The 10,787-nt window shown below is 70.6% G+C and carries 12 protein-coding genes; 5 read left to right on the top strand and 7 right to left on the bottom strand.

Annotated features, from left to right (window positions below):
- Positions 1-901: 4-alpha-glucanotransferase (locus AB0I76_RS13760; protein WP_357034342.1), on the bottom strand; the 901-nt coding region annotated here is incomplete at its 3' end.
- Between the two features lie 144 nt (positions 902-1,045).
- Here AB0I76_RS13760 and AB0I76_RS13765 point away from each other — a divergent pair.
- Complete coding sequence (locus tag AB0I76_RS13765) at positions 1,046-1,777, top strand: YsnF/AvaK domain-containing protein (RefSeq protein WP_357034344.1); 732 nt, start codon at positions 1,046-1,048, stop codon at positions 1,775-1,777.
- A gap of 135 nt (positions 1,778-1,912) precedes the next feature.
- On the top strand, positions 1,913-3,163 hold the full coding sequence (locus AB0I76_RS13770) for an acyl-CoA thioesterase/bile acid-CoA:amino acid N-acyltransferase family protein (RefSeq protein WP_357034347.1): 1,251 nt from the start codon (positions 1,913-1,915) through the stop codon (positions 3,161-3,163).
- Positions 3,164-3,224: 61 nt separating this feature from the next.
- Here AB0I76_RS13770 and AB0I76_RS13775 read toward each other — a convergent pair whose 3' ends face one another.
- Positions 3,225-3,560: a hypothetical protein gene (locus tag AB0I76_RS13775; protein WP_357034349.1), complete on the bottom strand. Its 336-nt coding sequence runs from the start codon at positions 3,558-3,560 to the stop codon at positions 3,225-3,227.
- Between the two features lie 167 nt (positions 3,561-3,727).
- Here AB0I76_RS13775 and AB0I76_RS13780 point away from each other — a divergent pair, with 167 nt between their 5' ends.
- Both AB0I76_RS13780 and AB0I76_RS13785 read left to right on the top strand, forming a co-directional pair.
- Entirely contained in the window at positions 3,728-4,528 is an 801-nt protein-coding gene (locus AB0I76_RS13780) for a helix-turn-helix transcriptional regulator (RefSeq protein ID WP_357034351.1), read from the top strand.
- Entirely contained in the window at positions 4,516-4,707 is a 192-nt protein-coding gene (locus AB0I76_RS13785) for a DUF397 domain-containing protein (protein WP_357034353.1), read from the top strand. The genes AB0I76_RS13780 and AB0I76_RS13785 overlap by 13 nt, the downstream gene beginning before the upstream one ends.
- Positions 4,708-4,829: 122 nt before the next feature.
- Here the strand turns inward: AB0I76_RS13785 and AB0I76_RS13790 are convergent, their stop codons facing one another.
- The 5 genes from AB0I76_RS13790 to AB0I76_RS13810 all read right to left on the bottom strand — a co-directional run bounded on the left by AB0I76_RS13790 (position 4,830) and on the right by AB0I76_RS13810 (position 9,888).
- Positions 4,830-5,231 (bottom strand): DUF805 domain-containing protein, encoded by a 402-nt coding sequence (locus AB0I76_RS13790; RefSeq protein ID WP_357034355.1) that lies wholly within the window; start codon positions 5,229-5,231, stop codon positions 4,830-4,832.
- 245 nt (positions 5,232-5,476) lie between these two features.
- Positions 5,477-6,682, bottom strand: coding sequence for a sn-glycerol-3-phosphate ABC transporter ATP-binding protein UgpC (gene ugpC, locus AB0I76_RS13795; RefSeq protein WP_357034357.1), 1,206 nt, complete (start codon positions 6,680-6,682; stop codon positions 5,477-5,479).
- 9 nt (positions 6,683-6,691) lie between these two features.
- On the bottom strand, positions 6,692-7,525 hold the full coding sequence (locus tag AB0I76_RS13800) for a carbohydrate ABC transporter permease (RefSeq protein WP_357034359.1): 834 nt from the start codon (positions 7,523-7,525) through the stop codon (positions 6,692-6,694).
- Between the two features lies 1 nt (position 7,526).
- Positions 7,527-8,528: a sugar ABC transporter permease gene (locus tag AB0I76_RS13805; RefSeq protein WP_357034361.1), complete on the bottom strand. Its 1,002-nt coding sequence runs from the start codon at positions 8,526-8,528 to the stop codon at positions 7,527-7,529.
- Between the two features lie 76 nt (positions 8,529-8,604).
- The gene (locus AB0I76_RS13810; protein WP_357034362.1) at positions 8,605-9,888 is read right to left on the bottom strand and encodes an ABC transporter substrate-binding protein; all 1,284 of its coding nucleotides are present in this window, start codon (positions 9,886-9,888) and stop codon (positions 8,605-8,607) included.
- 234 nt (positions 9,889-10,122) lie between these two features.
- Between AB0I76_RS13810 and AB0I76_RS13815 the strand changes: the two genes are divergently transcribed.
- Complete coding sequence (locus AB0I76_RS13815) at positions 10,123-10,701, top strand: DsbA family protein (protein WP_357034364.1); 579 nt, start codon at positions 10,123-10,125, stop codon at positions 10,699-10,701.
- Positions 10,702-10,787 lie beyond the last annotated feature (86 nt).

Raw genomic sequence — 10,787 nt, forward strand, 5'->3', positions numbered from 1 at the left:
TCTCCTGCTGGCGGTCTGAGTTCCAGATCTGGCGCGGTGGGGCAGTCCCCGCCCGGCGGGGAGAGCGTGGCGACGAGGGCTCGGATCTCCGCCACGTCGCGAACGCCGTCAGGTCCTCGTCGGCGTCGGCGTCGAACGGCTCGCCGGAGGGCCGCAGCAGCTCCAGGGCGTGCCGCTTCGCGGCCCAGACCGCGTCGTAGTCGACGAGGTCGCTGCGGTCCGGGCGCAGCGCGTCCACCACCGCCCGCGTCGCTGGGTCCGCCGCCCGGTACGCGGAGGTGTCGGCCACCCGCAGGTAGAGCGGGTTGGTGAAGCGCCGGCTGGACGGCGAGTACGGCGAGGAGGTCACCGGGTGCGTCGGCGCGGGCGCGTGCAACGGGTTCAGCAGCACCAGTCCGGCGCCGGTGCGCCCCGCCCAGCCGGTGAACTCGGTCAGGTCACCGAGGTCCCCCATGCCCCAGGACCGTTCCGAACCGAGCGCGTAGAGCTGAAGCATCCATCCCCAGGCCGCGGGCGGTTCGGGCAGCCGGCGCGGCACCACCACCAGCGGCACGTCCCGACCCTGGCACTCCAACCGGTGCCAGCCCAACGGCAGGTCCCGGGGCAGCTCGCCGTCGACGCGGCGGGTGCCGCCCTCCTCAAGCAGCACCGTGGCGGGGCCGGGCAACGGGCGGGTGGCGCCGGCGGTGAGCACCACCGTCGGGGGCAGCGCCTCGGGGTCGCGCGCCTCGACCTCGGCCAGCGCGTCGGCGATCGCGGCCGGGCCGGTGGCGTCCACGCCGAGCAGCCCCAGAACGGCGACGACGGTCTCCGGCGCCACCTCCACCCGGCGGTGCAGCCAGTCCTCGTACGAGGTCGCCACGCCGTGCGCCTGGGCCAGGGCGGCCAGTCCTCGATCCATGTCCCATCCACCTCCCCCGCCCCAACGGCCCCACCCTGCCACGTGGTGCGGGTCCACGCAGCACTGCTCCTATCCGGCGCGCCATCGACGTGACCGCTCCGGCCGGGCGGGTATCCAGGCCGTGACACGAGAGGGAGGCAACCCATGAGGCTCAACGCACAGCAGGCCAACTCGCTGTACGGGCAGGACGTCAAGGACCGGTCGGGTTCGAAGATCGGCAACGTGGGTCAGATCTGGGCCGACGCCGCGGGCGAGCCGACCTGGGTCAGCGTGAAGGCGAGCGGGATGGGCCGCAAGGAGGCCATGGCACCGCTCGACAAGGCGCGGATCGGCGACGGCGGGCTGACGGTCGGGTACGACACGTCCACCGTGAAGAACGCTCCCGCCGTGGACGCCGGTGCCGACGAGCCGTTGGGCGAGGCGCAGCTCCAACAGCTCTTCGCGCACTACAACCTGGTACCGCAGACACCGCCGACCGCCCGAGGGCGGGCACCCTCCGCCGGCGGTGACCTGATCAGGTCGGAGGAGCGGCTGCGGGTCGGCACCGAGAGCGAACCCGCCGGACGGGTACGACTGCGCAAGTACGTCGTGACCGAGGACGTCCACACCACCGTGCCGGTCGAGCACGACGAGGTGTACGTCGAGCGGGAGCCCATCGCCCCCGGCGACGCACGGCGGACGCGCGCCGACATCGGCGAGGCGGAGCAGGAGATGATCCTGCGCGCCGAGCGGCCGGTGGTCGCGAAGGAGTCGGTGCCGGTCGAACGGGTCCACCTGGCCAAGGACGAGGTCGTCGAGGAGCAGCCGATCGACGAGCAGATCCGGCGGGAACGGATCGAGGCGGACATCCCTGAGGCGAGCCGGCGACGTCGCTGACGACAGACGCGTCACGGGCGGGTGGGCCGGTTCGGCCCACCCGCCCGCACGCCGGTCGCCGGTGGGTTCAGCCGACCGGGATCGCGGCGGTGGGCCGGGCCGCGGCGTTTGCCGTCAAGCCCTACCATGCGCGGCGTGGGCATCCGGCGTGGGCTGGTCGGTCTGATCGCCGTCGTGGTCGTCAGTGGTGGCGCCACGGCGTGCTCAGCGCGGCATTCGACCCAGGCCACGATCGAGGTGGATGCCGAGACCGCTCTGGCTGATCAGGCCGTTCATGTGCGGGTGTCGGGCCTGCGGGCCCGCGAGACCGTCACCGTCGCGTCACAGGCCGCAGACGCTCGGGGTCGCTCCTGGCGTGGGGAGGCGACCTTCGCGGCGGACGGCGACGGCGTCGTCGACCTCGATCGGTCGGCGTCCGTGTCGGGCTCCTACCGTGGCGCCGACGGCATGGGCCTGTTCTGGTCGATGCGGCCACCGACCGGCGATCCGGACCAGGAGTGGTTCAGTCCTGGGCACCCGGAGGTGGCCGGGGCGTTCGAGGTCCGGTTGACCGTGACCGTCGCCGGGCGGGAGATCGCGGCGCGCACCGTGACCCGGCGGTGGACCGCGCCCGGCGTGACCCACCGCACCCTGGCACTCGATGCTGACGGAGTGGCCGGCCTCCTGTTCCTGCCGCCCGAGAACGCGGTGCGCCGCCCCGGCGTACTGCTCCTCGGTGGGTCCGAGGGCGGTGTGGGGCGGAAGTACGACGCGGCGCTGCTCGCCTCGCACGGCTACCCGGCGCTGGCGCTGGGCTACTTCGGCGTGCCCGGCCTGCCCGAGACTCTGCGCGACATACCGCTGGAGTACTTCGTGACGGCGGCGCGCTTCTTGCGCGCGCAGCCGGGGGCGGATCCCGGAGGGGTGGTGGTCAACGGCTACTCCCGCGGCTCCGAGGCCGCGCTGCTGCTGGCGGGGCATGACCCCGAGATCGTCCGTGGCACCATCCTGTACGCGCCCAGCGACGCCGTCTGGTCCGGGTTTCCCAACGGGGGCCACGCCTGGACCAAGGGCGGCGTCCCGGTGCCGAGGACCGCCATCCCGGTCACCGACGTGGCCGGTCCGGTCCTCGCCATCGCCGGTGGCGACGACCAGGTCTGGCGGTCCGCCGCGCACGCGCGCCGGATCATGCGCCGCCTCGACGACGCCCGGGTCACCGCCGCACACCAGGCCCTGGTCTATCCGGACGCCGGCCACGGTGTGGGCAGCTTCCCGCACCTCGCCGCGGGCACGTCGACGATCCCTCCGGGCACCGACGTCGTCAGGAGGCTGGGCGGCACCCGCGCGGCCGACGCCGCGGCTCGCCGCGACAGCTGGCCGAAGGTCCTTGCCTTCCTGGCTGGCTGAGCCCGCCGTCTGCCATCCCGCCTGTGCCTGCGCCGGAGATCGACGCGTGGCGCGAGTGCGCTCACGGTGCACTCGTTGGCGGTCTGCGGAACGGTCCCCACCCCACGAAGCGGCTGAACAGGTCGCGCGGGCTCGGCCCGTCGTGGGGATTCAGGTGGTACAGGTCGTGCATCGCCTCGTACAGGAGACCGGCGAGGTAGATCGACAGGGTCGGGTACCTCCCCTCGAACTCGGCCTTGAGCATGAGGCGGGCCACCGGACACGGCCACGGCTGGCCACAGGCACGGCAGGCCCAGACCGGCCGCAGTGGAGTGTGCGGCGGCTCGCCCTCGGTGCGGTGGCGAGGGTGCTCCGGGTACGGGCCGAGCCTCGGCTGCGGCAGTTGCGTGAAGATCACCGGCGGTCTCCTCTGCGGGCGGGGCTGGCTTGCGGTCCAGCCTCGTGACAGTCTGCTGAGGACACCGCTACCGTCGATACGCGCTCCCGGCATCCGCGCAGGTCAGCGGTACAGCCGAGCAGTCATGGGGAGCACGTCGCCGAGGACGAGCAGAAGTTGGGGAATCGATGGGGACCGCTGCCGGGTACATCATCAGCGAGCTGCGCCTGTTCCGGGCCGAGCTCGGGCTCAGCCAGGACGACTTCGGCCGCGCCATCGGTTACTCGGGGTCCCATGTCAGCTCGGTGGAGACCGGCGGCCGGCCGCCCACCAGGGAGTACATGACGGCGGTCGACACCGCACACCGGACCGGGGAGCGGTTCACCCGGATGCTGCGCGACCTGGGTCAGCTCGACACCGCACCGCCGTGGCTACGCGAGTGGATCGAGTTCGAGCGGGAGGCGACCACGCTGCGCTGGTTCGAGGTGTCCTACCTGCCCGGCCTGCTCCAGACCGAACGGTACGCCCGCGCCACCCTCAGCGGCGGTCGGTTCACCGCCGAGGAGATCGACCGGAACGTGGCGTCCCGACGGGACCGCCAGGCGATCCTGGAACGGGACCAGCCCCCGCAGTTCATCGCCGTCATCGACGAGGCGGTGCTCCGCCGGCCGGTGATCGACCAGCCGGGACTCATGCTGGAGCAGTGCGAGCGTCTGATCGAGCTGGCGGCGTGGGAGCACGTCCAGTTGCACGTCGTGCCGTCGGACGCCGGGATGTACCTGGGGCTGGCCGGCCAGTTCATCATCGCCGAACTGCCGGACGGCGAGCGGGTGGCTTATGCCGACAACCAGCTCAAGGCGCAGATCGTCGACGCCCCAGCGGATGTCGCTAAGCTGTCGAAGACGTGGGAGATCGTGCGGAACGAGGCGCTCCCCCGCCGGAAGTCGATCGAGCGGATCAAGGAAGCGGCGAAGTCATGGATGTACTGACCCCCCGGTGGCGCAAGTCGAGCAGGTCCGGCGGCAACGGCGGCGCGTGCGTCGAGGTGGCCGACAACCTGCCGGGCGTCGTACTGGTGCGCGACACCAAGGACCGCGACGGCGGCACCCTCCACCTCACCTCCGCGTCGTGGCGGTCCTTCGTGGACCTGGCGAAGCGGCTCGGCTGACAATCCCCCAGCTCAGGGCGGCGGCGGCCGGCCCTCTTCGTACAAACGGGCCGGCCGGTTCGTCAGGCGAACCGGCCAGCCCTTTGCGAAACCGTGCCAGGCGGTCGGTTTCTCGATCGGGATCAGGCGAAGCTGGGTGCCGCCTGCGTCTCGGCCTTGGGGTCGTCGCCGAAGCGGTTCGTCCCGGGCGTGCCGTCCTTGACGAAGAACACCAGCAGGACGATGCCGCCCACGAGCGGCACCAGCCCGATCAGCAGCCACCACCCCGACTTGTCGGTGTCGTGCAGGCGTCGCACGGCGACCGCCAGCGTCGGCAGCAGGAGCGCCAGGCTGACGATGAGGCCGAGAACGCCGAGGGACCCGCCCTCTCCGAGGGACATTCCCAGTACACCGTCCAGGAAGCCCGCGACCAGGGAAACGAGGAAGCTGAAGAGGGCGAACCACCAGTACTCCGACCGGCGGGCCCGGCCCTTGAAGCCGACGTACTGAGTGAGAACCGACTTGATCGCGTCGATGAAGGACATAACTGTCTCCGGTTTTTCGAGAGGTTGTGCGAGGTCATCGCGGACGCAGCCAAGCAGATCGCCCCCCGAAGATCAACAGCCGACCAGCGAGAATTTCTCAGACCTGTGGCGGCCGACTGGTACTTCCTCGCTGTGGTAGGCGTTCAGCGCCCGGACGCAGTTTCGGGGAAAGTGCTGCCTTCCATGTCGCGGAGGCCGCACTTTCCCCGAAACTGCTGGCTGCCGACGGCAGCCCGCGGATCTCGTCAGTCGGCGAGGGCGCCGGCCGCTCGGCCCTCGTGCAGGGTGAGGTTGCGGCCGTTGGTGGGGTCGAAGAGGTGGATCTTCTCCAGGTTGAACCACACCCGCCGGTTCTGCCCCTCGGCGACCGGGGACTCGGCCGACAGCCGGGTCACCAGGTTCGCCCCGCCGCCGGTGAAGTCCGCGCCCGCGTCGGCGGCCAGTTCCTCCAGCTCGGCGGCGCTGGCCCGCTCCCCCTCGACGGTGAAGTAGACGTACTTGTCCGAACCCATCGACTCGACGATCTCCACCGGCGCCTCGAACTCCATGCCGCGCCGGCGCGTGTCGTCGTCGACCAGTTCGGCGTCCTCGAAGTGCTCCGGCCGGATGCCGAGGATCAGCTCCCGTGGGGCGTCGGCCTCGGAGAGCTCCCGGCGGACCCGGTCGCCGATCGGCACGTCGCCCAGGGCGGTCCGCAGCTTCCCGTCCTCCACCGCCGCGTGCAGGAAGTTCATCGACGGCGAGCCGATGAACCCGGCGACGAACAGGTTGCGCGGGTGGTCGTACAGCTCCTGCGGCGGGCCGACCTGCTGGATCGCGCCGCCCCGCATGATCACCACACGGTCGCCGAGGGTCATCGCCTCGGTCTGGTCGTGGGTGACGTACACGGTGGTGGTGCCGAGCTGCTTCTGCAGCCGCGAAACCACGGTCCGCATCTGCACCCGCAGCTTGGCGTCCAGGTTGGACAGCGGCTCGTCCATGAGGAACGCCTTGGGCTGCCGGACGATCGCCCGCCCCATCGCGACCCGCTGGCGCTGCCCACCGGAGAGGTTGGCCGGCTTGCGGTCCAGCAGCGCGGTCAGCTCCAGGACCTTCGCGGCCTCGTCCACCTTCTGGTTGATCGTCTCCTTGTCCAGCTTCGCCAGCCGCAGCGGGAACGCCATGTTCTCCCGGACCGTCATGTTCGGGTAGAGGGCGTACGACTGGAACACCATCGCGATGTCCCGGTCCCGGGGGGCCTTGTCGTTGACCTTCTGCCCGCCGATGCGCAGCTCGCCGGAGCTGATGTCCTCCAGGCCCGCGATCATGTTCAGGGTGGTGGACTTCCCGCAGCCGGACGGGCCGACCAGGATGACGAACTCGCCGTCGGCGATCTCCAGGTCGACGTCGGCCACCGCGACGGTGCCGTCCGGGAACTTCTTGCTCACCTTGTCGAGCACGATGTCAGCCACGACTACCACCTATCCCTTGACTGCGCCGGACGTCAGGCCGGACACGATGCGGCGCTGGAAGAAGAGAACGAACAGGATGATCGGAACGGTGATCACCACGGCGGCGGCGCAGATCGCCCCGGTGGGGTCCTCGAACTGCGACTCGCCGGTGAAGAACGACAACGCGACCGGCACCGTACGGGCCCGCTCGGTGGAGGTCAGCGTGATGGCGAACAGGAAGTCGTTCCAGCAGAAGATGAAGACCAGGATCGCCGTGGTGAACAGCCCCGGCGCGGCCAGCGGCGCGATGACCCGGCGGAACGCCTGGCCCTGCGTCGCACCGTCCATCTTCGCCGCCTTCTCCAGGTCCCAGGGGATCTGCTTGAAGAACGCCGACAGCGTGTAGATCGCCAACGGCAGGGCGAAGGTGATGTACGGCAGGATCAGGCCCGGCCAGGTGTCGAAGAGGCCGAGCTGCCGCTCGATCTCGAACAGCGGCGACACCAGGGACACCTGCGGGAACATCGCGATCAGCAGCGAGACGCCGACCAGCAGCTTCTTGCCGGGGAAGTCCAGCCGGGAGATCGCGTACGCGGCCATCGCGCCGAGGACCACCGCGATCAGCGTGGCGATCAACGCGATGCCGATCGAGTTGACCAGGGCGCGGACGAACTGGTCGGTCTGGAAGATCGTCCGGTAGTTGTCCAGCGTCCACTCGCGGGGCCAGAACTTGCCGTCGGTCAGCGTCGCCGGTGTCTTGAACGACAGCGAGGCGATCCAGAGCACCGGCACCAGCGCGAAGACGACGACGATCAGGTCGAGCAGACCCCAACGGACCTTGGCCCGGGTGGTGGTGTCAGCCATGTCAGCGCCTCTCCCCGTCGTCGCTGCCCGGGGCAGCGGTACCGAACAGCTTCACGAAGATGAAGGCGATGATCGCCACGGTGAGGAAGATCAGCACCGACATCGTCGACCCGATGCCGAGGTTGAGCCCCCGGATCAGGTTGTTGTAGGCGATCATCGAGACCGACGAGGTCTCGTTGGCGCCCGCGGTCAGCACGTAGATGTTGTCGAACACCCGGAACGCGTCCAGGGTGCGGAACAGCAGCGCGACCAGGATCGCCGGCTTCATCACCGGCAGCATCACCTTGGTGAACCGCTGCCACGCGGTGGCGCCGTCGGTGGAGGCGGCCTTCAGCAGGTCCTCCGGCACCAGCGCCAGGCCCGCCATCAGCAGCAGCGCCATGAACGGGGTGGTCTTCCAGATCTCGGCGAGCATGATGATCGCGAGCGAGCTGGCCCGTTCGGTCAGCGGCGCGCCCTCGCTGAACAGGTTCGCGAGGTAACCCGTGCCGGGCGTCCACGCGTACCGCCAGGAGAAGGCGGCGACGACCGTGACGATGCCGTACGGGATCAGCGCGGCGGTCCGGACGATGCCGCGCCCGACCAGGGTGCGGTGCATGATCAGCGCGAGGCCCATGCCGAGCACCAGCTCGACGGCGACGGTGACCACCGTGATCAGCATGGTCACGCCGAACGCCGTCCACCAGAACTCGTTGGTGAGCACCGTGACGTAGTTCTCCAGCCCGATGAACTCGCGCTCGGCCGGGAAACGCAGGTCGAAGCGCTGCATCGACAGCCAGATCGAGTACAGGATCGGGTAGGCGGTGACCAGCAGCATGACCAGCGCGGCCGGGGCGCAGAGCAGCCAGCCGAGCTTGCGTTCGGCCCGCTTGTTCTCGCTCAGCGGCGCCTTCGCGGCCCTACCGGTCCGCTGCGCCGGCACGGCGGCGTGCCGGCCGGTCGAGCGGGCGGCGGTCTCGTCCGCGGTCACGTCCGCGCCCGCCGGCGTGGCGTTGATGCTCATGCCGTCCCCTCCCTTCGGTCGGCGACGCCACGAGCCTCGATGGCGCTGAGCCGCATGGTTCGCTCGCTGCGCTCGCTCACGGCAGCACCCCCTTCGACACGAGTGCGTCGGCGATGGCGGAGCGCAGCTCGTCGGCGGTGCTCTGCGGGTCGATCCCCGACGGCGGCGACAGGATCGCCGACATGACGGTCGAGATGCTCTGGTACGCCGGGGTCAGCGGACGGACCGCCGGCTCCCTGAGCTCCTCGAGGATGGTCTCCTTCATCGGGTACGCCTCGGCCATCTCCGGGTCGTCGTAGACCTTCTCGATGGTCGGCGGCACGCCGTCGTTGATCGCGGAGAACTTCTGGTTCTTCTCGTTGCGGATGCACTTCGCGGCCTCGAAGGACTCCTCGGGGTGCTTCGAGTACGCGCTGACGGCCATGTTCACCCCGCCGATGGTGACCTTGCTCGGGGTGCCCTCGTCGATGCCCGGGACGCGCGCCCAGCCGACCTGCTTGGCCAGGTCCGGGTTCGCCTCCTGCAGCGCCGGGTAGACGAACGGCCAGTTCACCTGGAACGCGCCGGCGCCGGACTGGAACTCCAACCGCACCGGGTCCTCGGTGGCGTTGCTGAACGACGGCGAGGCAACGCCCGACGTGGCGAACGCCTTGAGCTGCTCCAGCGCCCGCACCGTGCCCTCGTCCATGACGGCCTGCTCGCCGTCCTCGCTGAGGATCCGGCCGCCGGCGCTCTCGGCGAGGGTGTTGTAGAGGACGACCAGGCCCTCGTACTGGGCGCCCATGGTGAGCACCTGGTACGGCTTGCCCTGCTGCTTGAGGTCCTGGGCCGTCTTGATCATCTCGTCCCAGGTCGTCGGCGGCTCCTGGACGAGGTCCTTGCGGTACCAGAGCAGCTGCACGTTGGTGTTCTTCGGCGCCGCGTAGAGCTTGTCCTCGTACCGGGCGGTGTCCAGCGGTCCTTCGAGGGTGCCTGCCTCGGCCTCCGCCTTGTTCTCCCCGGTCCACTCCAGGATCCAGTCCGCGCTGGCGAACTCCTGGGTCCACGTGACGTCGAGGCCGAGCACGTCCATCCCGGTGTCCTGAGCGGCGAGCCGACGCACCATCTGCACCCGCTGCTCGTCGGCCTGCCGGGGCAGCACCCGGTAGGCGATCTTGTACCGTCCCTGCGCCTGCGCGTTGCAGTCGTCGACCACCTTCTGCAGGTTCTGCTCCGGCGGGTAGTACAGGTTGATCGTGGGTGTACCGCCGTCTCCGTCACCGGAAGCGCACGCGGCCATGGGCGCCACCAACGTCAACGTCGCGGCCGCCGCCAGCGCGCGTACACGCATCCGGCGTCGGGTCTTGTCAGGGTCGCTCATCACCCCTCCCCTCTTTCTCGGCGAGGCCGGGGAGAGGCTTTCCGTGCCCCGGCGCACGGCGAGACGGCGGGGCGTTGACCAGGCATTCCGTCGAGCCCCGGGCGTTTCGTGGCCCCAACACTGCCCGACCTGCGAAGTCCCGAAACCTTGCGCTGCCGAGACGGGACCTACAGTCACCGGTGTGGTGCAAATCACCGCGCTGCGCGCCGACGTTTCCGACCGTAGGCTCGCCGAATGGACGCCACGTTCTTCTTCGACCCCGCCTGCCCGTGGACCTGGCGCACCTCGCGCTGGCTCGTCGCCGTCGCCGACGCCCGCAACCTGCGCATCGAGTGGCGGGCGTTCAGCCTGGCCGTCCTCAACCAGGGCAAGATCGCACCGCAGTTCGCCGAGGCGCTGGAGGCCTCGAGCCGGGCGCTGCGACTGGTGGAGGCGCTGCGCGCGCAGGGCCGCCACGACGACGGCGGCCGGTTCTACACCGAACTGGGGACCCGCACCCACGACGCGGGCGACCCTCCAGGCCCGAAGGTCCTGGAGGCGGCCGTCGAGGCGGCCGGCCTGCGCGACGCGGCGGCGGCGCTCGACGACGACAGCTGGGACCAGGCGGTACGCGAGTCGCACGCCCTCGCGTACGCCTCCGCCGGCCCGGACATCGGCTCACCGGTGCTGATGGTGCCGGGCGCCGACCGCGGCATCCACGGCCCGATCGTCACCGAGGTCCCCGGCACCGACGACGCCCTCACGATCTGGGACTCCCTGCTCCCCCTGATCCGCATGCCCCTGTTCCACGAGGTGAAGCGCGCCCGCCACTGACCCCTCCGCACGCACCCCCTCGCGCACGCCCCCTCGCGCACGCCCCCTCGCGCACGCCCCTCCGCGCACGCCCCTCCGCGCGCGCC

The organism is Micromonospora sp. NPDC049799 (assembly GCF_040656655.1).
Lineage (GTDB): Bacteria > Actinomycetota > Actinomycetes > Mycobacteriales > Micromonosporaceae > Micromonospora.

What these genes read in the sequence shown, in the direction of transcription:
- AB0I76_RS13815 (WP_357034364.1), top strand. Translation starts at nt 10,123, where the DNA reads ATGGACGCCACGTTCTTCTTCGACCCCGCCTGCCCGTGGACCTGGCGC.
- AB0I76_RS13765 (WP_357034344.1), top strand. Translation starts at nt 1,046, where the DNA reads ATGAGGCTCAACGCACAGCAGGCCAACTCGCTGTACGGGCAGGACGTC.
- AB0I76_RS13780 (WP_357034351.1), top strand. Translation starts at nt 3,728, where the DNA reads ATGGGGACCGCTGCCGGGTACATCATCAGCGAGCTGCGCCTGTTCCGG.
- AB0I76_RS13805 (WP_357034361.1), bottom strand. Translation starts at nt 8,528, where the DNA reads ATGAGCATCAACGCCACGCCGGCGGGCGCGGACGTGACCGCGGACGAG.
- AB0I76_RS13800 (WP_357034359.1), bottom strand. Translation starts at nt 7,525, where the DNA reads ATGGCTGACACCACCACCCGGGCCAAGGTCCGTTGGGGTCTGCTCGAC.
- AB0I76_RS13790 (WP_357034355.1), bottom strand. Translation starts at nt 5,231, where the DNA reads ATGTCCTTCATCGACGCGATCAAGTCGGTTCTCACTCAGTACGTCGGC.
- AB0I76_RS13785 (WP_357034353.1), top strand. Translation starts at nt 4,516, where the DNA reads ATGGATGTACTGACCCCCCGGTGGCGCAAGTCGAGCAGGTCCGGCGGC.
- AB0I76_RS13810 (WP_357034362.1), bottom strand. Translation starts at nt 9,888, where the DNA reads ATGAGCGACCCTGACAAGACCCGACGCCGGATGCGTGTACGCGCGCTG.